Origin of the sequence: Fuchsiella alkaliacetigena, from assembly GCF_023227765.1 — a bacterium.
GTDB lineage: Bacteria > Bacillota > Halanaerobiia > Halobacteroidales > Acetohalobiaceae > Fuchsiella > Fuchsiella alkaliacetigena.
Genome location: NZ_JALKBZ010000028.1, coordinates 1 through 19,774 on the forward strand (window position 1 = coordinate 1; position 19,774 = coordinate 19,774).

A 19,774-nucleotide genomic window follows, 5' to 3' on the forward strand; every position below is an offset into this window, starting at 1 on the left:
CGATTGCATCCTACACAATTGTAATCCTGTGAAATTGTGGTCTATAGTTAGTTTTGTATAGATTTTTATAAGCAGGTTTAAGCAGGATGTTGACTGGTAAGCAAAGAAGTTATTTAAGAGGTAAAGGAAACTCTTTAGATACTGTGATTCAGGTTGGTAAGGAAGGAATAAGTGAAGCTTTAGTAGCTCAGGTAAAGGAAACTATAGAGGCCCGGGAGTTAATTAAGGTCAGGATTTTGGATAACTCACTTTATACGGCCCGAGAGGCAGCTGAAGAGTTAGCTGAGGCTTGTGGAGCTGAAGTAGTACAGGTGATAGGTAGTGTCTGTCTTTTATATAAGAGGAATCAGGAAGAGCCGATTTATAAGCTTCCTAATTAAGCGGTGGTGTTTGCAATGTCAATCAAAAAAAGATTAAAGAAGGCAACTCGAATTGTAGTTAAAATTGGGAGTAGCACCTTAACCCATGCTACAGCTAAGCTGGATTTAGGGCAGATTGAGTCCCTAATTCGACAGTTGGTCGATCTTAAAAATCAGGATAAGGAATTAATAGTGGTTACTTCGGGAGCTATTAGTGCTGGCCGAGGCAAGTTGAACTTAGAGGAAGCTCCGCAGACTATTCCTCAAAAGCAGGCTTTAGCAGCAGTAGGTCAGGGGCTGTTGATGCAGATTTACGAAAAAATATTTAGTGAGTACGGGAAGACCATAGCTCAGGTTTTATTGACCAGACGTGATGTTACTGATCGTAAGCGCTATTTAAACTCTCGTAATACTCTATTACAGCTATTGGATTACGGAATTATTCCAGTGATTAATGAAAACGATACTGTGGCAGTAGATGAGATTAAGTTTGGTGATAACGATACCTTATCTGCTTTAGTGGCTAGCTTAGTTGATGCTGAGCTGCTGATTATTCTCTCTGATGTAGAGGGGATCTATACTGGTGACCCACGGAGCGATGATTCAGCCGAGCTGATTACTGAGATTTCGGAGATTACTGCTGAGATCGAAGAATTAGCAGGAGGAGCTGGCAGCAGCAGAGGAACTGGGGGTATGGTAACTAAGGTGGAAGCAGCCAAGGTTAGTACTAAGGCCGGAATTATAACTATGATAGCTAATGGTAGTCAAGAAGGAGTTTTAAGGAAGATAGTTCAGGGAGAAAATCCCGGTACTGTCTTTATTCCTGCTGCTGAAAGGTTAGCTCAACGTAAAAAATGGATTGCTTTTAATCTTTCAGTAACTGGAGAGCTAGTCGTTGATGCTGGAGCAGCTACAGCTATTTTAGAGCGGGGAACTAGCTTATTGCCTTGTGGAATTGTAGAGGTTGAAGGTGACTTCAAAGCTGGTGATGTAGTGGATATTATTAATCCTCAGTCGGAGTTAATTGGCCGAGGGATTGTCAATTATTCGGCTGCTGAATTGGAAAATATTAAGGGATTACAGTCCCAGGAGATTGAAAGTGAATTAGGTTATAAGGACTATGATGAGGCTATTCATCGTGATAACTTAGTCTGCTTATAAACTATTGAGAGAGGAGAGTGGTTAAAGGATGAGTATTGAAGAAAGAGTTGTTAAGAAGGCTCAGCAGGCTCAAAAGGCAGCTAGAGATTTAGCTAATTTGGAGACTGAGGTAAAAAATAGAGCTCTGCTGGCCATGGCTGATGCACTGGAGGACAATGTGGAGCAGATTTTAAGGGAAAATGAGAAGGATTTAGAGTACGGAAGAGAAGCAGGACTGAGTTCTGCTTTAATGGATAGGCTATTGTTAACTGAGGAAAGAATTGCTAAGATGGCAGGCGGCTTAAGAGAGGTAGCTAACTTTGCTGACCCGATAGGTGAAGTGTTAGGCATGAAGAAGCGACCTAATGGCTTACAGGTAGGGAGGACTAGAGTACCGCTAGGAGTTATCGGCATGATCTATGAAGCTCGTCCTAATGTAACTGTGGATGCAGCAGGGCTTTGTTTAAAGGCCGGTAATACTGTGGTTTTAAGAGGTGGCTCTGAAGCTATCAATTCCAATAAAGTACTGCAAAAGGTGATCGCTGAGGCAGCTTATAATGAAGGGATACCTGAAGGAGCTATTCAGTTGATTGAGACTACTGATCGTGAGGCAGTGCAGGTACTATTTGAAGCGAACGATTATTTGGATGTTTTGATTCCGCGAGGCGGGCCCGGCTTGATTCAAGCTGTGACTCAAAATTCCAAGGTTCCGGTAATTGAAACCGGGGTAGGGAACTGTCATATTTATGTAGACCAGGATGCAGACTTAAAAATGGCTGAAGAGATAGTGCTCAATGCTAAAACTCAACGACCTGGAGTCTGTAATGCAGTAGAAACTTTATTACTTCATCAAGATATTGCTGAAGAGTTACTGTCCTCTTTAGCTCAAAAACTACAGGATGATAGCGTAGAACTAAGAGGAGATGAACAGGTAACAGAGATAATTCCAGAGGCCAAGCTGGCTACTGAAGAGGACTGGGCTACGGAATACTTAGACTATATACTAGCCATTAAGATAGTTGAAGACTTCAGTGAAGCTGTAGACCATATACACAGCTATAGTACTAAGCACTCCGAAGCTATTATTAGCGAGAATTATCAGCGGGCTAGAGAGTTTTTGGACTTAATTGATGCTGCTGCCGTCTATGTTAATGCCTCTACTCGCTTTACCGATGGAGGACAGTTTGGCTTAGGAGCAGAGATTGGGATTAGTACTCAAAAGCTGCATGCTCGCGGGCCAATGGGAATTAATGAATTAACTACTACTAAATTTATCGTTTACGGTTCAGGTCAGATAAGAGAATAAAGCATATTTTTCGGCTGGTATTTAAACAATACTGGCCGATTTTATTTTAAAAACTGTATTTTGTCAGTTGTTCATAAAAAATTCATAAAAAAACAAAGAGCTGGTGCAGGTTTTATACTACCCTTTTGTAGAAATACCTTATATAAATCTTTTATTATTAGTAACTGTATAGGGGGATTAATTGTAGTTTAAGGAGGTGGATTGCGATGAATAAAAAGCTTAAGATAGGAATAGGAATACTTGTGTTAGTTTTAGGATTAAGTTATTTAATCTTTTCAGGAGTGAGAAATTTTTCTAGCTATTCTTTAACTGTCTCCGAAGTCTTTGCTCAAAGTGAGGGGCTGTATGGAGAAAGACTGAGAGTATCCGGTGAAATTATAGGTGAATCAGTAGATTGGAATGCTGAAGAAATAAGCTTAAACTTTAAATTAAAGGATGAAGGGGGAACAGATGATATCCAAGTTAAGTATAATGGAGTTAAGCCTGATAATTTTCAGGACGGAATTACAGCCATTGTAGAAGGGGAATATACAGAGGCAGAGTATTTACGAGCCGATAAATTAATGATGCAGTGTCCTTCTAGATATGAAGCAGAGTTAGAGGATGGTTCTTCAGAAGGACATCCTGAAGAGGTTGAAATTAAATAAATAAATTAATATAGGAGGAATTGGAATGGCGGATGTGGGTTCTATATCTTTGATGATGTCTTTTGTAGTTATTATATACTCTATAATTGCTTATATAGTAGGATTAAAACAGCAGAATAAACGTTTAGTTAAAAGTGCTCAAAATGGTGTTTTAGCTAATACAATTTTAGTAACTGTAGCTTCGTTGTCTTTATTGTATTTATTAGCTACTAGTGATTTTAGTATTGAATATGTAGCTCAGTATACTAATCGCACTTTACCTATGATTTATAAACTATCGGCTTTTTGGGCTGGCAATACAGGCTCCTTGTTACTTTGGTTTTGGGTGCTGTCTATTTACGGGGCTATAGTTGCTTTTTCCAAAAACCCAGTGGGAGCTAAGTTAAAGCCCTATGCTAGTGTAGTTATGTTATTAATTGGACTTTTCTTTTCACTTTTATTGAACTTCGATACTAGTCCCTTTGCTCCTTTAGGCTTTGTAGCTCAAGATGGAGCAGGATTGAATCCGATGTTACAGAATATAGGGATGGTGATTCATCCTTTAACTCAGTTTTTAGGCTATGTAGGTTTAGCTGTCCCCTTTGCTTACTTAATGGCAGATCTATTTTTAGGAGAAAAGGGTGCAAGTTGGATTAAGGTTACTAGAAGATGGGTGCTGTTCACCTGGTTATTTTTAACTATCGGTATGGTTTCCGGAGGAGAATGGGCCTATGTTGAGTTAGGTTGGGGAGGTTACTGGGCTTGGGATCCAGTAGAAAATGCCTCTTTAATGCCTTGGTTGACCGTTACCGCCTTTATGCATTCGGTAATGATTCAAGAAAAGCAAGGCACCTTTAAGATTTGGAATGTGTTGTTGATGGCAGCTAGTTTCTTATTAACTATAGTAGGTACCTTTATCACTCGGAGTGGAATTTTGGCTTCGGTGCATGCCTTTGCCGAAGGAAGAACAGGATTTTATTTCTTGATCTTTATGTTTATAATAGTGGTAGTTACCTTATTTTTATTCTTTAAGCGCTTTAAGTCATTACGGAGTGAAAGTAGTACTGAATCGTTGATTTCTAAAGAAAGCTCTTTTTTGATTAATAATATATTGATGGTAGTAATCAGTGTGGTTGTTCTTTGGGGAACCTTTTATCCCTTGATTTCAGAAGCGATTTATGGAGTACAGATTACTGTAGGTGAAGGCTTTTTCAATCAAACTACTATTCCTTTTTGGATAGCAATGGTAATCTTGATGGGACTTTGTCCTTTATTGCCTTGGCGTAAGTCTTCGACTAAAGGGTTGAAAAAGAAGTTTGGAGTTCCTTTATTTTTGAGCCATATTTTTGGTTTTGTTCTTTTCTTTATTGGCATTAGGGATTTTTATCCTGTGGTAACTTTTGCAGCTTCTTTCTTTGTGTTAGTAACTATTGTACAGGAGTTTTGGCAAGGTGTTAGGGCTAGAAAAAGTAATACTGGCGAAGGAGTTATCAGAGCTTTATTGAATTTAGTGGGTGCTAATCGCCGGCGTTATGGAGGTTTTATAATCCACATAGCTGTTATTATGATGGTGGTGGGGATTACAGGCTCTAGTGCTTATCAAGAGGAAGTGTTAGTAACTGCTGAAAGAGGAGAAGTAATTGAAACTAAAAACTATGAAATGACTTATAATGGTTTGCAGGTAGCTGAAGATCCTCATAGTGCTGTAGTTTATGCTGAAATGGATGTTTATAGAAATGGCAATTTTTATGCTACTCTGCGTCCCGCTCAAGAGTACTTTGGTGCTTCGGCTGAACAGGATTCTAGTGCTCAAGTGGACTTCAAAAGTGGAATCAGAGAAGATCTGTATATAATTTTATCCGGTTGGGATGAAAGTGGTGATACTGCTACCTTTGAAGTAGTAGTTAATCCCTTAGTTAGCTGGATTTTTTGGGGGATGAGATTGATGGTGATTGGTACGGCTATTGCTCTTTGGCCAGATCGAGGTCATTATTCGAGAATGCTTTTGAAAGAGAGATATAGTGTCAGCAAGGAGGTGTCTTAATGGGATTAGTAGCCGCTTTGATTTTAGGGGTTTTAGTGCTTTATTTAATAGCTTATCCTATCTTAACTAACGATGAAATAGAGAATATAGATTATCAGCAACGGATCAAGTCTTTTGAAGAAGCCGGTAATTTTGTAGATAGAGATGTTATCTTAGCAGAAATAAGTGAGTTAGAACTGGACTATCATTTGGATAACTTAAGTGAAGAGAAGTATCGAGACTTTAAGGAAAGATTAGAGGAATTGTTAGCCGAAAAAGAGAATTAAGTTTGGTAGAATAGTTGAGGAGGGGGAAATTTGAGTGAAACACCGGTATTAGCAGTTAAAGATTTAAGTAAACAGATTGGTGAAAAAAATATTCTCAATGGGATTAATTTTAGCTTAGAGCAGGGCCAGGTATTAAGTATTTTTGGTCCTAATGGAGCTGGGAAAACTACTTTGTTAAAGATTCTATCTACAGTTATCGATTCCAGTGAAGGAGAAGTTCTCTTTGAAGGAAGAATCAAAGAGAAAAAAGCAGTAGATATTAGCAAGGATATCGGAGTGATCTCTCATTCCACCTTCCTTTATGATGACTTAACGGCTTATGAAAATCTGGAGTTTTATGGACAGCTCTATGAAGTAGAGGATTTAAAAGAGAGAATTTTTACTGTGATTGAAAAAGTAGGTCTAAGCTTTTGTGTGCACGATTTAGTACGGACCTTTTCCCGGGGAATGAAGCAGCGGCTTTCTATTGCCCGGGCCATTCTTCATTTACCGCAGCTTTTGCTTTTGGATGAGCCTTATACCGGCTTAGATCAGCACGCGGTGGAGATGTTAAATGTACTGCTGAGTAATTTAGCTATGGCTCAGCGAACTGTAGTAATGGTTACTCATAACTTTGAGCAAGGTTTAAAATTAAGTGATAAGTTTTTGATCTTAGTTGAGGGGAGTATTGTCTTTGCAGGAGCTAGTGAGGATTTCAGTTTAGCAGAGCTACAGACAAAATATAAGGAACTATTAGGGGATTAGGTAGATGGACTTTTTAAAGAAGGTAAAAGTATTAGCTGGTAAAGACTTAAAGTTGGAATTTAGAACTAAAGAGATGCTGAGTTCCATGTTAGTTTTTTCTTTTATTGTGATAGTGGTTTTTGGTTTTGTATTTGATCCGGTAGGACAGGATTTGGATGAGTTATTTCCAGGTATTATCTGGGTGGCCTTTATTTTTTCGGGAATTCTCTGTCTTAACCGCTCCTTTATAGCTGAAAAGGAGAATAATAGCCTTCAAGGTCTGCTCTTATGTCCTGGTGATAGCAGTATTATCTATTTTGGTAAGTTAATTGCCAACTTAGTCTTGATGTTGATTATGGAAGTTATTTCACTACCGCTGTTTATAGTTCTCTTTGATTACTCTTTAGCAGGCTCTTTGCTTCAGTTAGCAGCTGTATTATTTTTGGGTAGCTTAGGCTTTATTTCAATAGGTACTTTTTTAGCTGCCTTAACTGCTAATACTAAAAGTAGTGAGATTTTATTGCCAGTAATTTTATTCCCGATAATAGTGCCGGTGATAATTGGAGCTGTAGAAGCTACTGGAGTGGTTTTGACTGCTGGAGATTCTGCTGAGTTAAGGGCTTGGTTAAAACTGTTAGTGGTCTATGATTTGATCTTTATTGTGGTACCTTTTATGTTATTTGAGTTTTTGCTGGAGGTGTAAAATTTGGATAGTGATAATAAGCTGGAGTTTATATTGGTCTGGCTGACCTTTTTAGTTACCAGTTTAGCTATTTATATGGTATTTATTTATGCTCCTACTGAAAGAGTCATGGGGGATGTGCAGCGCTTATTTTACTTTCACGTAGCTACGGCTTGGATTGCTTTTGCAGCCTTTTTTGTAGTGTTTATAGCTAGTATTGTCTATCTTAAGAATCAGAGTAGCTTAGCTAATATTTTAGGCTTAGCTTCAGCAGAGATAGGAGTTTTATTTACTACTATGGTCTTAATTACCGGGCCCTTGTGGGCTAGGCCGATCTGGAATGCCTGGTGGACTTGGGATCCGCGCTTGACTACTACTTTGATACTTTGGTTTATCTATATTGCTTATATTCTGATTAGAATCTCAGCAGAGGAGAGCGAAAAACGAGGTAGATTAGCAGCTGTTTTCGGCATAGTTGGTTTTATCAATGTACCTATTGTTTTTATGTCTATTCGCTGGTGGAGGTCTATCCATCCGCAGGTAGTTAGCGGGGGTAGTTTTGATCTTGACCCGCGGATGCTGCATGCCTTATTGACTAGTGTGGCCGCTTTTACTTTAATATATCTCTATCTTTTACAGAAAAGATTCAAGGTAGAACTATTACAGGAAAAATTGAAAGATATTAAGGAGACTTTGCGTAAACAAAAGCATATTTAAAAATTCTGGTGGGAGGTTTAAGTGAGCAATGGATAACTTAAACTATTTATTTATTGGTTATTTGGTAATTTGGATTATTATCTTTGTTTATACTCTTAATATTGGTAAAAAGCAGAAAAAATTAGAAAAAGATATTGACTTTATTAAGCGTAGTTTAGAGCAAGACTTAGATTAAGCTGTAGAAAGGAGTGCTGGAAATGGATAAAGAAAAGATGATGATTGTGTTTTTGGCAGCTGCATTATTAATAGGCTTAGTGATGACTAGTCAGTCACGATGGACTGTAGATGAGCAGGAAGGAGTGCCTTTAGAACAGATTACTCAGCAAGGAGGGCAGACTCAGCCTACCGATGGGGTAGAGAATCCTCATGAAGGAATGATGGGAGCTGCTGAAGATGTAGAGATGAATGAAGAAGGTTTTCCAAAGGAAATTCTTGATTTAGAGTTAGTAGAGTTTTTGAGCGGCGAAGAGGCTATTAGCAGCATTGAAGAGCTTCATGGAACTACTATAGATATAGTTGACGGTCAAGTTGCTAGCTACGGTGGTGGGGATAGAGAGATTGAGATTTGGGTTTCTGAGGCCGAAAGTCCAGAAGCTACGGCTGAGCAGATTCAAGTAATGACGGAGATGATTGCTCATGGTGACGGGCCCTATACGGCTCCCAATAACTTTCAGATTCGAGGTATTGAAATGTATCAAACTCAAGGAATGGGGATGGAGAATTATTACTATCAGCAGGGAACTAAAGCTTATTGGATAGGGATTAAAGGCTTAGAACCAGCTCCAGTTTTAGGATTAGTAATGAATTTATTATAAAGTTAAGATTAATAAGTCGGGCAGAGAGTAGGGCCCGGCTTATTTTTATTTAGGAAAGGAGTTTTAGTTTTAATAGCGAAAAGTAATATTGGGAGGAGTAATTGGTCTATGGTTTTAAATCAGAAAGTTTCAACTATTTTTTACTTACTAGGTTCTTTATTATTAATCTTAGGACTGTTATTATTACTACCTATTTTTTTTATAGTTATCTATAATGAAGAAAGTGTTTTATATATTTCATTTATAATTCCAGCTTTGTTAGCTATAATTTTTGGTTTAATTTTGACTAGAGTAAATAAAGAAAAAATCAAATTAACCTTAACTAATAGTATGTTAGTTTGTGGCTTAGGTTGGATTGTTGCCTCTGTAATAGGTGCTCTCCCTTTTAGGCTGGGTTTGAATAAAAGTTTTATAGATTCTTTTTTTGAAGCGGTGAGTGGCTTTACTACTACCGGAATTACTGTTTTTCAAGGGTTAGAATATATGCCTAGATCCATTCTTTTTTGGCGAAGTTTTATTCAATGGGTAGGAGGACTAGGGATTTTAACCTTTTTTTTAGTAGTTACCTTTCGTAGTGAAGGAGAGATCTGGCAGTTGTTCGATGCTGAAAGCCATAAAATAGATACCTCGCGTCCGGTGCCTAATGTAATGAAGACTGTTAAAATTCTGTGGTCTATTTATATTGGCTTTACTATTTTACAGATGTTACTATTAATTATATTTCAGACATCGTTTTACGACGCCTTAGTTCATAGTTTGACTAGTATCTCTACTGGTGGTTTTTCCAGCTACGATAGTAGCATCGGCCATTTTAAAGAGATAGGTCATCCTTTTTATAGGCAGATTGAATATATATTTATCTTTTTTATGCTGATGGGAGGGATAAATTTTTTAGTTCACTTTAAGGTGATAACAGGTAATTTTAGAGAAATGATTCTAGACGAAGAGATTAGGTATTTTTGGGGTTTAATTATGGGAGCTTTGATTATAATTTTTATTAATCGAGCTGTGGTTAATGGTGGTTTAGATTTAACTGCTTTGGAAGCAGATTTTAGAAAGACCTTATTTCAGATAGTTGCTCTGGCTACTAGTACTGGTTATGGAACTGAGTACATAGGCTCTCCCTTTTTTCCTGCTTTGGCTAGACAGTTATTTATGCTTTTAATGTTAATTGGAGGCTGTGTAGGTTCTACAGCCGGTGGTTTTAAGGTATTGAGAGTGGCAATTTTACATAAGTTATTTAAACGAGAATTGAAAAAGATTTACCTACCTAAGAATGCGGTTATTCCGGTAACTATAGACCGAGAGATTATTAAGGATGAAGAAGTGATGAAGATTGCTGCTTTATTCTTTGCTTGGCTAGCTTTGATTTTAGTAGGGAGTGGAATTACAGCTCTTTTTTCTAATTTAGATGCTTTTGAAGCAGCTTCAGGAATGTTTTCAGCAGTAGGGAATATGGGCCCTTTTTATTTTAGTGTAGAAGAGATGGCCTCAATGTCATCGGGGATCAAATTGACTTATATTATAGGCATGTTAGCTGGCCGTTTAGAAGTACTGCCTATTTTTATCATTTTCACTAAACAAGCTTGGAAATGGGAGTGATGTTATGCATATTGTAATTGCTGGAGGAGGACTAGTGGGTCGTAGTCTGGCTAAAAAACTAGCTGATAAGCACGATGTAGTTGTTATAGATTTAGATCAGGAAGTTTGTGAACGGATTTATTCACAGATAGGAGCTGTTAGTATCTGCGGAAATGCTACCAGAATAGATGTCTTAAATGAGGCAGGAATTAATAGATGCGATGTAGCTGTAGCAGTAATGCGTCATGATGCTGATAATTTAGCCTTTACACTGCTAGCTAAAAATTACGGAGTAGAAAAGATATTGGTACGCAAAAGAGACCAGCAGTATAGAAGTGCTTATGAATTAGCTGGAGCTACCAATATTACCGGTTCGATGGACTTGATAGTGGATAAGTTTATGATAGACATTGAAGATCCCGATATAAAAAAAGTAATGTCGCTTAGCGATGGTAAAGCTGAAATATCAATTGTCACTGTTCCAGAAGACTCTAACTGTTGTGGACGAACTGTATCAGAAGTTACTAGCAGCAAAAGATTTCCCGATGACTGTGTTTTTGCAGGGATTTTTGATAAAGAAAAGGATGAACTGATTATTCCTCGTGGTAATCAACAGATCTGTAGTGGTAATCAAGTCTTTTTAGTAGCTACTAAAAAGAATATTGAAAAAGCAGCTAATTATTTGCGGAACTGCTGAAAAATAAAATGTCAATAAAAAAAGGAGAAATTAATTGTGTGTAGAATAAACTTATAGGGGAGAGTAGAATAAGTTACTAATTATTAACTTATTTTTATATTTGATTTTTTAGTTGTAGGGTCTTATAAATTAGGTTTTCTACAACTTTATATATTAAATTAATAAAATAAAAGGGGAGATGATTATTTATGAGTGAAAATCCACTCAAAGAGTCAATTTTAAATGATGACGAATTTACTTTAACTTGGGAGTTAGTACCTGGTCGAGGAGCAAGGGAAAAGAACCAGGAAGCAATCTTTGAAGGTGCAGAAAAGGCAATTGAAGGCGGTCTAATTGATGCTATAACTATTACTGAAAATCCAGGTGGTAATCCAGCTATTTCAGCTGAGTACTTAGGAATGAAGCTTAAGGAGATGGGAATTGAACCTTTAGTTCACTTTACCTGTAAGGATAAGAGTAGAAATCAGATTGAAAGTTTTCTTTATTCTCTAGAAAGAGAAAATGTTGGTAATATCTTAGTGATGACAGGAGACTATCCGGTAAGTGGATATAATGGAACTTCAAAGCCGGTTTATGACTTTGACCCGGTGCATATAGTTGAATTAATTACAGATCTTAATGGTGGTTTGGAATATAAGGATGCTTTTGGGCGTTCAAAAAGCTTAAAGCCTACTAACTTCTTTCCAGGAGTAGCGGTTTCACCGTTCAAAAGGTTAGAATCTGAGCAGATGGCTCAATATTATAAGCTAAAGAAGAAGGTTGAAGCGGGAGCTCAATATATTATTCCTCAGCTTGGTTATGATGCTCGTAAATTTCATGAATTGATTAAATTTGTAGAGATGCAGGGCTGGGATATTCCGATTATAGGTAATGTTTATCTACTTCACCATGGTGCTAGTAGAGCAATGAATGCCAATCGAATTCCAGGCTGTGTAGTTACTGATGACTTAGTAGCTGAACTGGCTCAAGAGAAGGAAAACTCTGATGATGGTGGTCATCACGGTGCCTTGATGAGAGCAGCTAAGATGTATGCTTTCAAGAAAGGGATGGGCTTTGCTGGAGTACACATAGCTGGTCACGGTATGAGCTATGAAGACCTAGAATTTATAATTGAAAAAGGAGAAGAGTTAGCTCCTAACTGGAGAGACTATCTACATGAATTTGACTTTCCAATGGAAGATGGCTTCTACTACTTCGAGAAAGATGAAGAGACAGGCTTAAATACTGATAAACCTGCTGAGAAAACTCATAATCCTAGCAGTGGAATAGTTAACAGAAGCTTTAGAATAATGCACCATGCTTTATTTGAGCCTCATAGTCCTCTATTTGGGATAATGCAGGGAACATGTGCAGCTATTGAAGATAGTGCTTTAGAAGGGCCTTTTGAGCTTATGGAGAGAGTAATTAAGACTATCTCTAATGAGTGTCAGGAATGTGGAGACTGTGCTCTGTTTGATTTAGCCTATCTATGTCCAATGTCACAGTGTCCAAAGAATCAGAGAAATGGAGCCTGTGGTGGTAGTAAGGATGGCTGGTGTGAGATCTATTACGGAGAACAGAAGTGTATCTATGTTAGAGCTTACGATAGATTAAAGGCTCACGGAGAAGAAGAGCAGTTACAAGAATATATAGTTCCGCCAGTAGATTGGGACTTATATCAGACTTCATCTTGGATTAACTTCTATATGGGTCGAGACCACGTAGCTGAAAGAATAGGAGTTACTCCTCCAGGTGAAGATGGAGAAGGTAAAAAAGCTTAGTTAATAAGATAATCAAAATGAGATGGAGAAAGTTCTCCATCTCATTTTTTTTGGATTAAACTAAGCTTAGGAGAGCTCACTTTAGCTTCTACATAGCTATTAAAAACTAATCTTTTGATAAAGGGATGTTTTTCCCAAGGGATGATCTTACCTAAAGTTAAATAGATAGCATAAGCTTGTTTAACCAGTTTATATAGAGGATAGTCATCGATAAACTCTTGTAATTCATTTAATATTTTTTCTTTTGTACTTGGAGTGAGTAGCTCTTTTTTTAAAAATTCTTCAGTGAATTGATTAAAATTTTTATTTTCTAATTGATTTTGAATAGGAATTAACTCTTGTTTAGTAAAGTATAAACTACTAAAATAGGCTAAATCAGCTAAAGCTTCAGAATTTTCTAGATAGGTACTTAGATTGGCAGCTATTTCTTCACCATCGAAATCTCTTTGAGCTGTTTCTAACTTTCTTTGTGCATAAGCATCGATCTTAGCTGCTTTATGAAGCCCGTTTTTAACTACTCCCTTGACTGCTCTAGGAGTTCTGTTATCTTTAAGCATTTCTTCTAGTAGCCTGCGTAGTTTACCGCGTAACTTTTTAATAAAGGTACATAGCTTTTGATATTCTTCTAAGTTTTTAAGTGCTTTTTGATAAGGTTCTTGTAGATAATTGAGATAGCTTATTACTTGAAGGTAAATATTATCAATTATCAGCCTCAGTATTTTTTCGAACTTTTCAAGCTTTAACTTTTCTCGTCGGGGATAATAGTAGCTAAAAAATAGATGGTTAAAGGTAGCTTGGGGATCGTTTTTAATTAACTGCTCAAATTTTAGTAAATAAAAGTTGTTATTCTTGAGTTGAGAGCAAGGTTCATTATATATTGAAGTTAAAATCGAAAAATTGAAACTATTGTTATCATTCATTTTTATCACCTTCCATTTTATCTTTATGTTATTTTATGCAAGATAGTTCCTTGTTACTCTTTATTTGAGTTTAAGTTAGCTGAAAAGAGCAAAAGTTCTTTCTAATTATTCGATTAAAGACTTGAGAGATAAAGTAGAATGTTATATTATAATAAGCGGATATAGATATGTTTGGAGATAGGAGTTGAAAAAATGCTAGCTACTTTATTATCAGCAAATATCGAAAGAATAGGTATTATGGGGGGGACCTTTGATCCAATTCATAATGGTCATTTGGTGACAGCTGAGTTAGCGGCTTATCAGTATCAACTGGACAAAGTAATCTTTGTTCCTTCTGGTAATCCACCTCATAAAACGAAACAACAAATTACTAAAGATGAAGATAGATATATAATGACTACTCTAGCTACTATTGATAATCCTAAATTTGATGTCTCCCGAATTGAGTTGGAAAGGGAGGGGCTTTCCTATGCTATAGATACAGTCAAAGGCTTTAAAGAGGTATTAGGTGAGATAGATATTTATTTTATTACTGGAGCTGATGCTATTTTAGAGATTTTCACTTGGAAGGAACCCGAAAAATTATTGACTGAATGTAAATTCATTGCTGCTACTAGACCTGGTTACTGCTTATCTAAATTAGAGGATGGGATTTATGAAGAATATCAGGAGCAGATTTTTGTTTTGAAGATACCGGGCTTGGCCATTTCTTCTACCGATATTAGAAATAGAGTTGCTAATGGGCGTCCCATTAAATATTTACTACCACCGAGAGTAGAAAACTATGTTAATAAAAGGAAGCTATATATATAGAGGTGAGTTGCTTGAAGGAAGCAGAACTCTTAGCTAGATTGGAAAAACGATTATCACCGGCTAGATTTGAACATTCTTTGGGAGTAAGAGATACTGCGATGAAGTTAGCCATTGAATATGGAGCTGAGGTTGAGAAAGCAAGATTAGCAGGGTTATTACATGACTGTGCTAAAAATATAACCAATAAAAACCTATTGCAGAAAGCTAAAGAGTTTGGTATAGTGATAGATGAGGTAATGAAGTTGATACCGTCTCTTTTACACGGGCCGATAGGGGCTGAAATTGCTAAAAAAGAATTTGAAATTGAGGACCAGGCTATCTTAAATGCGATTAAAAATCATACCTTAGGAGCAGCGGAGATGACTTTATTAGAAAAAATCATTTTTTTAGCTGATTATATAGAGCCCAATAGAGACTGCCCTGGTCTAAAGAAGTTAAGAAAATATGCTACTAAAGATTTAGATTTAGCAATCAGGATGGCTTGTGATCAGAATTTAGATTATCATTTACGCAAAAAAATTTTAATTCATCCTCAAACCCTAATAACTCGCAATGCATTTCTTTATCGCGAAGAATTAAAATAGAAGAGGTGGAGTTGAATGGCAAGTAAAAATAACAGTTCTCAATCTAATTCTCGACGTTACTTAAAGTTAGGAGCTTTAGTTGTAGTTATCTCTATTTTAGCTAGCTTTGTAGTGATCAGAATTTTTGGAGATAGGTTTATTGAACAAGCAGCTGTTGGGGAGCAGCTTAATTTTTTAGTTTTAGGTGTAGATAATTCTCAAGCTGAGACTGGACGGACCGATGTGATGTTGGTAGTTAGTGTAGATCCAAATAGCGGTGAAGTAGGAATTATTTCTTTGCCTCGTGATACTAGAGTAGAGATTCCAGGTCGCGATAGTCAACATAAATTAAATGCTGCCTATGCTTATGGTGGAGTTGAATTAGCGGTGGAGACAGTAGAAAAGCTGTTAGATTTTCAGCTTGATCATTATGTACTTACCGATTTTGATGGTTTTATTAACGTAGTGGATGCTTTGGGTGGAGTAGAAGTAGAAGTAGCTGAAGATTTAAAATATATTGATCAGGCTGGTGGTTTATATATAGATATTCCAGCTGGTGAGCAAGTATTGACTGGAAAGGAGTCTTTAGAGTATATTAGATATAGAGAGGGGTCTTTAGGTGATATAGGTAGAATAGCTCGTCAACAAAAGTTTTTGGATGCTTTCTTAACTAGTGCTTTACAACCTAGAACTATTTTGCAGGTGCCGGAACTGATAAAGCAGTTAAAAGATAACCTTGAAACTGATATAGCTATTACTCAGGCTATAAAATTAGCTGGGAATATGCGTAACTTAAGTAGAGAACAGGTAGCTATGGAAACTTTGCCTGGTAAAGCTGATTATGTTAATGGCATTAGTTATTGGCTTAATGATGAAAAGCAGACGCAAATTTTAGTGGATAATTTAATTAAAAGTAAAGACTATTTAAGCAATTCTCAAATTAAGGTTACTATACTAAATGGTAATGGACATTTTGGAATAGCTAAGGAGAAGGCTGAGTTTTTAGGTAGAGCAGGCTATGATATTGCAGAAGTAAGCAATGCTGATAGCTTCGATTATATTAAAACTGAAATTTATTTTAGGTCTGCTGCTGAAGAGCGGGCCGAAAGTTTAGCTGAATACTTGAATAACCAGCAAGAGATTGCTTGGAATAGGCTTAGTGATGGTCTAATTAGGAAGTCTGAAGCTGATATTAAGATTATTTTAGGGAAAAATTTAATTTGAACTGCTTTAATTAGGTCTTTTTAAAGGATTTTTTTTCTTAATAACGAATATCTTATATGAAGAATGGGAAATTTTATTAACACAAGATAGTAAAAATGAGGAGCTGATGTAAATTAATGCAAGAAGAGATAGTGAGTTTGATTGCCGAAACAGCCGCTGATAAAAAGGCTTTAGATATTGCTGTGCTTGATTTAGAAGGTATTTCTATTTTAACCGACTATTTTATTATTTGTAGTGGAAAGACCGATGTACAGGTGAAAGCTATTGCTAGAGCTATTGAGGAAAAAATGGAGGTTAAATTAGATAGGTTAGTGGAAAGAAAAGAAGGAGCGGAGCAGGGAAAGTGGATTTTACTGGATTATGGAGATATAATCGTGCATATTTTTCGACAGCAAGAAAGAAAATACTATCAGCTAGAGAGATTATGGGGCGATGCTAAGAGGGTAGCTTGGAATAAATAAACTCTAAATTTTGCTTGACAATTAACTTTAAATTGATTATAATATTTATTAGTCTAATGAGTCAAAGAGCAGTCGTTAATTATACTGGTAGAAGTTAGTATTTTGGGGATATAGCTCAGCTGGGAGAGCGCTTGTCTGGCAGACAAGAGGTCGGGGGTTCAAGTCCCCCTATCTCCACCATTATAACTATAGGCTTTGTAAATTTTTATTCTGAATATTAACTGAGATTTAGTGAAATCAGGATAAGAAAATATAATATGTAAGTATTTTAGTTAAATTATTGGTGACCAGTAAGTGGTCACTTTTTTTAGTTATTCACAAAGGAGGATGTTTCAGTGATAGAGCAAAGAAAGCTACAGAATTTATTAAAGGAACTATTTAGAATCGATGCTTCTAATTTGAATTTTGGTATTTATAAAATTATGAAACAGAAAGCAGATGAAATTAATAATTTCATTGAAAAAGATTTAATTGAGTATATTCAATCAAAATCATCTGAGTTGAAGAAGATAGAAAATATTGAGGCAGATATTTATAAATTTTTCAAACGTTATTATGACAATGGAGATTTCTTATCTAAACGAAGATATTCTCAGAACACTAAATATGTTATTCCCTATAATGGAGAAGAAGTTTATTTACATTGGGCTAATAATGATCAATATTATATTAAAACTAGTGAAGATTTCAGTAATTATTCATTTGAAAGCAATAAATATGATACATTAGTAAATTTTAAAGTTGAAAATACTAGCATGGAAAAAAATAATAATAAATCAAATGATAATAAGTATTTTATTTTAAAAGATAAAGACTTTTTTGAATATAATCAAGCAAAAAAAGAAGTTAATATTTATTTTGAATACCGTGCTTTAAGGGAAGAAGAAGAAAAAAAATATAAATCTCGTAATACTCAAAGAGATATAAGAAAATATATTGTCAAGGATATTGAAGCTATAATTAAAAAAAATCAAATACAAAGCTTATATTGGTTAACAAATAAAGCTAAAAATTCTTCTCAGACAGTATTAGCAAAACACATTAATAAATATACTAAGAAAAATAAATTGGATTATTTTATTCATAAGGATTTGCAAGGATTTTTAGAAAGAGAATTAGACTTTTACATAAAAAATGAAATTATAGACTTTGACGTTATAGAATTGGAGCATGAAAATGAGCTTAAGGAGCGGGTACTAAAAGCTGACTTAATAAAATCAATATCTAAAAAGATAATAGACTTCTTAGCTCAAATAGAGGATTTTCAAAAAAAACTATTTGAAAAGAAGAAGTTTGTGTTAGCAAGTGAATATTGTTTAACTTTGGATAGAATACCTGAAAAAATTCAAGATTATGTTTTTGAGGAAATAATTAATAATCACAAACAGTTACAAGAATTTCAAGATGTGTTTAATGAAAAAGTTGAAGGCAAAGATGATTTATTAAAAAAAGAAGGTTTAAAGAAATTAGTTATAGATACTAAGCATTTTGATAAAAAGTTTAAAGAAAAGTTATTATCTAGCTTTGATAGTTTAGATGATAAATTAGATGGAATATTAATTAAAAGTGAAAGTTATCAGGCATTAAGTTTATTGTTGAATAAGTATCAAAAACAAATTCAAGCCATTTATATTGATCCTCCTTTTAATACTGGTGGAAATGAATTTTTATATAAAAATAATTATCTAGATTCTTCTTGGATTACAATGATGAATGATCGGCTAAAATTAGGAAGAAAACTTTTAAAAGATATAGGTAATATAGCTGTTAGAATTGATTCTAATGGTAATCATTATGTGAGAATGTTAATGGATAGAATATTTAATAATAATTTTAAAAATGAAATAGCTGTGAGAAGAACTCAAAAAGCTTTTGCGGGAGCAAATAGATTTATTACTGCTAATGACTCTTTGTTTTTTTATTCTAACTCTGATAATTCAATTTTAAATCCGGTGAAAAGAAAACGCGAACAACAAAAGTGGATAAATATGCATTCCCCAGGGGTTAGATGGTCAGAAGTTCCCAAAGAGTATGTAGAATATTATGATGAATCACAAATTAAAAAAGAAAAGGGGAAGATTTTATCTAAAGGTAGAGTTTATAATGAAAAAGTATTTATGCCTCCTGAGGGAAGACATTGGACGTTTACTCAAGGAAGAATGGAAAAGTATGATTCTGAAGGAAGGATAAGAGTAAAAAATGGTGGACTACAATATCAAACCTCTCCAATGCAAACAGTAGATTCGGATTGGACTGATATTCCTGGCTATGTAGTTCCATCTCGATGGGGGTTTTCTACAGAAAACTCTGAAAAATTGTTAAAGCGAGTTATAGAAGGTTTTTCCAATAAAGGTGATTATGTTTTAGATTATTTTTTAGGAAGCGGTACCACAGTAGCAGTTGCTCATAAACTGCAAAGAAAGTGGATTGGAGTTGAGATGGGAGATTATTTTGATAGTATAACTCTTCAAAGAATGAAAGAAGTTATAGCTGGAAGAGGAAAGAACGAACCTTGCGGTATTAGTAAAAAAGTTACTTGGAATGGTGGAGGTTTTTTTAAATATCAAGTTATAGAACAGTATGAAGATACATTAAATAATATAAAATTTAATAAAGATATACAGCAGTTAGATTTGATTAATGAATTTGATGACTATTTAATTAATTATATGTTAGATTATGAAACTAAGAAATCATTAATAGATATTGAGAAGTTCACTTCTCCATTTGAGTATAAATTAAAAGTTGAAAAGAATAAGGAAAAGTTTAATAAAAAAATAAACTTAGTAGAAACTTTTAATTATTTAATTAGTTTAAATACAGAACAAATTAAACTGTTTAACCATCAAAGTAGAAAGTATAAAATTATTATTGGTACTAATGGTAATCAAAAAATATTAGTTATTTGGAGAGATTTTGATAGATTAAATTTAGCAAAGGAAAGAGATTTTATAGAAAATACTATTATTAATGATCAAGAGTTTGATAAAATTTATATTAATGTAGATAGTTATTTAGATAATTTTTCATTAATTGAAGAACAGTTTGCTAAATTATTATTTGTTTAGAAAGTGAGG

The 19,774-nt window shown here is 35.1% G+C and carries 20 protein-coding genes and 1 tRNA gene; 20 read left to right on the forward strand and 1 reads right to left on the reverse strand.

Annotated elements, in window-relative coordinates:
* Window positions 1-86 precede the first annotated feature (86 nt).
* The 14 genes from yhbY to MWH30_RS08935 all read left to right on the forward strand — a co-directional run bounded on the left by yhbY (window position 87) and on the right by MWH30_RS08935 (window position 12,716).
* Entirely contained in the window at window positions 87-380 is a 294-nt protein-coding gene (gene yhbY, locus MWH30_RS08870; RefSeq protein ID WP_248663721.1) for a ribosome assembly RNA-binding protein YhbY, read from the forward strand.
* A gap of 15 nt (window positions 381-395) precedes the next feature.
* Window positions 396-1,520 (forward strand): glutamate 5-kinase, encoded by a 1,125-nt coding sequence (proB, locus tag MWH30_RS08875; protein WP_248663722.1) that lies wholly within the window; start codon window positions 396-398, stop codon window positions 1,518-1,520.
* Between the two features lie 28 nt (window positions 1,521-1,548).
* Window positions 1,549-2,805: a glutamate-5-semialdehyde dehydrogenase gene (locus MWH30_RS08880; protein ID WP_248663723.1), complete on the forward strand. Its 1,257-nt coding sequence runs from the start codon at window positions 1,549-1,551 to the stop codon at window positions 2,803-2,805.
* 206 nt (window positions 2,806-3,011) lie between these two features.
* A complete protein-coding gene (locus MWH30_RS08885; protein WP_248663724.1) occupies window positions 3,012-3,452 on the forward strand; it encodes a cytochrome c maturation protein CcmE in 441 nt (146 codons plus the stop codon).
* Window positions 3,453-3,477: 25 nt separating this feature from the next.
* Complete coding sequence (locus MWH30_RS08890; protein WP_248663725.1) at window positions 3,478-5,475, forward strand: heme lyase CcmF/NrfE family subunit; 1,998 nt, start codon at window positions 3,478-3,480, stop codon at window positions 5,473-5,475.
* Window positions 5,475-5,741, forward strand: coding sequence for a hypothetical protein (locus MWH30_RS08895; protein WP_248663726.1), 267 nt, complete (start codon window positions 5,475-5,477; stop codon window positions 5,739-5,741). Before MWH30_RS08890 ends, MWH30_RS08895 begins: the two co-directional genes overlap by 1 nt.
* A gap of 30 nt (window positions 5,742-5,771) precedes the next feature.
* The gene (gene ccmA / locus MWH30_RS08900; protein ID WP_248663727.1) at window positions 5,772-6,485 is read left to right on the forward strand and encodes a heme ABC exporter ATP-binding protein CcmA; all 714 of its coding nucleotides are present in this window, start codon (window positions 5,772-5,774) and stop codon (window positions 6,483-6,485) included.
* A gap of 4 nt (window positions 6,486-6,489) precedes the next feature.
* Window positions 6,490-7,167, forward strand: a complete 678-nt coding sequence (locus MWH30_RS08905) for a heme exporter protein CcmB (RefSeq protein ID WP_248663728.1) — start codon at window positions 6,490-6,492, stop codon at window positions 7,165-7,167.
* Between the two features lie 3 nt (window positions 7,168-7,170).
* On the forward strand, window positions 7,171-7,863 hold the full coding sequence (locus MWH30_RS08910) for a cytochrome c biogenesis protein (RefSeq protein ID WP_248663729.1): 693 nt from the start codon (window positions 7,171-7,173) through the stop codon (window positions 7,861-7,863).
* Window positions 7,864-7,891: 28 nt separating this feature from the next.
* Window positions 7,892-8,038, forward strand: coding sequence for a CcmD family protein (locus tag MWH30_RS08915; protein ID WP_248663730.1), 147 nt, complete (start codon window positions 7,892-7,894; stop codon window positions 8,036-8,038).
* Window positions 8,039-8,060: 22 nt separating this feature from the next.
* Window positions 8,061-8,678, forward strand: a complete 618-nt coding sequence (locus MWH30_RS08920; protein WP_248663731.1) for a hypothetical protein — start codon at window positions 8,061-8,063, stop codon at window positions 8,676-8,678.
* Window positions 8,679-8,786: 108 nt separating this feature from the next.
* On the forward strand, window positions 8,787-10,280 hold the full coding sequence (locus MWH30_RS08925; RefSeq protein ID WP_248663732.1) for a TrkH family potassium uptake protein: 1,494 nt from the start codon (window positions 8,787-8,789) through the stop codon (window positions 10,278-10,280).
* 4 nt (window positions 10,281-10,284) lie between these two features.
* Complete coding sequence (locus MWH30_RS08930; RefSeq protein WP_248663733.1) at window positions 10,285-10,956, forward strand: potassium channel family protein; 672 nt, start codon at window positions 10,285-10,287, stop codon at window positions 10,954-10,956.
* Window positions 10,957-11,144: 188 nt separating this feature from the next.
* On the forward strand, window positions 11,145-12,716 hold the full coding sequence (locus tag MWH30_RS08935) for a methylenetetrahydrofolate reductase C-terminal domain-containing protein (RefSeq protein WP_248663734.1): 1,572 nt from the start codon (window positions 11,145-11,147) through the stop codon (window positions 12,714-12,716).
* 41 nt (window positions 12,717-12,757) lie between these two features.
* Here MWH30_RS08935 and MWH30_RS08940 read toward each other — a convergent pair whose 3' ends face one another.
* A complete protein-coding gene (locus tag MWH30_RS08940; protein ID WP_248663735.1) occupies window positions 12,758-13,636 on the reverse strand; it encodes a hypothetical protein in 879 nt (292 codons plus the stop codon).
* Between the two features lie 192 nt (window positions 13,637-13,828).
* Here MWH30_RS08940 and nadD point away from each other — a divergent pair, with 192 nt between their 5' ends.
* The 6 genes from nadD (at window position 13,829) to MWH30_RS08970 (ending at window position 19,765) form a co-directional block, all read left to right on the forward strand.
* A complete protein-coding gene (nadD, locus tag MWH30_RS08945) occupies window positions 13,829-14,449 on the forward strand; it encodes a nicotinate-nucleotide adenylyltransferase (RefSeq protein ID WP_248663736.1) in 621 nt (206 codons plus the stop codon).
* 2 nt (window positions 14,450-14,451) lie between these two features.
* Window positions 14,452-15,033: a bis(5'-nucleosyl)-tetraphosphatase (symmetrical) YqeK gene (gene yqeK / locus MWH30_RS08950; RefSeq protein ID WP_248663737.1), complete on the forward strand. Its 582-nt coding sequence runs from the start codon at window positions 14,452-14,454 to the stop codon at window positions 15,031-15,033.
* Window positions 15,034-15,048: 15 nt separating this feature from the next.
* Entirely contained in the window at window positions 15,049-16,236 is a 1,188-nt protein-coding gene (locus MWH30_RS08955) for an LCP family protein (RefSeq protein ID WP_248663738.1), read from the forward strand.
* 116 nt (window positions 16,237-16,352) lie between these two features.
* On the forward strand, window positions 16,353-16,697 hold the full coding sequence (gene rsfS, locus MWH30_RS08960; RefSeq protein ID WP_248663739.1) for a ribosome silencing factor: 345 nt from the start codon (window positions 16,353-16,355) through the stop codon (window positions 16,695-16,697).
* A 104-nt stretch (window positions 16,698-16,801) separates the two neighbouring features.
* Window positions 16,802-16,877 (forward strand) — tRNA-Ala (locus MWH30_RS08965).
* A gap of 155 nt (window positions 16,878-17,032) precedes the next feature.
* Window positions 17,033-19,765: a site-specific DNA-methyltransferase gene (locus MWH30_RS08970; RefSeq protein ID WP_248663740.1), complete on the forward strand. Its 2,733-nt coding sequence runs from the start codon at window positions 17,033-17,035 to the stop codon at window positions 19,763-19,765.
* Window positions 19,766-19,774 lie beyond the last annotated feature (9 nt).

What these genes read in the sequence shown, in the direction of transcription:
- yhbY (WP_248663721.1), top strand. Translation starts at nt 87, where the DNA reads ATGTTGACTGGTAAGCAAAGAAGTTATTTAAGAGGTAAAGGAAACTCT.
- proB (WP_248663722.1), top strand. Translation starts at nt 396, where the DNA reads ATGTCAATCAAAAAAAGATTAAAGAAGGCAACTCGAATTGTAGTTAAA.
- MWH30_RS08880 (WP_248663723.1), top strand. Translation starts at nt 1,549, where the DNA reads ATGAGTATTGAAGAAAGAGTTGTTAAGAAGGCTCAGCAGGCTCAAAAG.
- MWH30_RS08885 (WP_248663724.1), top strand. Translation starts at nt 3,012, where the DNA reads ATGAATAAAAAGCTTAAGATAGGAATAGGAATACTTGTGTTAGTTTTA.
- MWH30_RS08890 (WP_248663725.1), top strand. Translation starts at nt 3,478, where the DNA reads ATGGCGGATGTGGGTTCTATATCTTTGATGATGTCTTTTGTAGTTATT.
- MWH30_RS08895 (WP_248663726.1), top strand. Translation starts at nt 5,475, where the DNA reads ATGGGATTAGTAGCCGCTTTGATTTTAGGGGTTTTAGTGCTTTATTTA.
- MWH30_RS08905 (WP_248663728.1), top strand. Translation starts at nt 6,490, where the DNA reads ATGGACTTTTTAAAGAAGGTAAAAGTATTAGCTGGTAAAGACTTAAAG.
- MWH30_RS08915 (WP_248663730.1), top strand. Translation starts at nt 7,892, where the DNA reads ATGGATAACTTAAACTATTTATTTATTGGTTATTTGGTAATTTGGATT.
- MWH30_RS08920 (WP_248663731.1), top strand. Translation starts at nt 8,061, where the DNA reads ATGGATAAAGAAAAGATGATGATTGTGTTTTTGGCAGCTGCATTATTA.
- MWH30_RS08925 (WP_248663732.1), top strand. Translation starts at nt 8,787, where the DNA reads ATGGTTTTAAATCAGAAAGTTTCAACTATTTTTTACTTACTAGGTTCT.
- MWH30_RS08930 (WP_248663733.1), top strand. Translation starts at nt 10,285, where the DNA reads ATGCATATTGTAATTGCTGGAGGAGGACTAGTGGGTCGTAGTCTGGCT.
- MWH30_RS08935 (WP_248663734.1), top strand. Translation starts at nt 11,145, where the DNA reads ATGAGTGAAAATCCACTCAAAGAGTCAATTTTAAATGATGACGAATTT.
- MWH30_RS08940 (WP_248663735.1), bottom strand. Translation starts at nt 13,636, where the DNA reads ATGAATGATAACAATAGTTTCAATTTTTCGATTTTAACTTCAATATAT.
- nadD (WP_248663736.1), top strand. Translation starts at nt 13,829, where the DNA reads ATGCTAGCTACTTTATTATCAGCAAATATCGAAAGAATAGGTATTATG.
- MWH30_RS08955 (WP_248663738.1), top strand. Translation starts at nt 15,049, where the DNA reads ATGGCAAGTAAAAATAACAGTTCTCAATCTAATTCTCGACGTTACTTA.
- rsfS (WP_248663739.1), top strand. Translation starts at nt 16,353, where the DNA reads ATGCAAGAAGAGATAGTGAGTTTGATTGCCGAAACAGCCGCTGATAAA.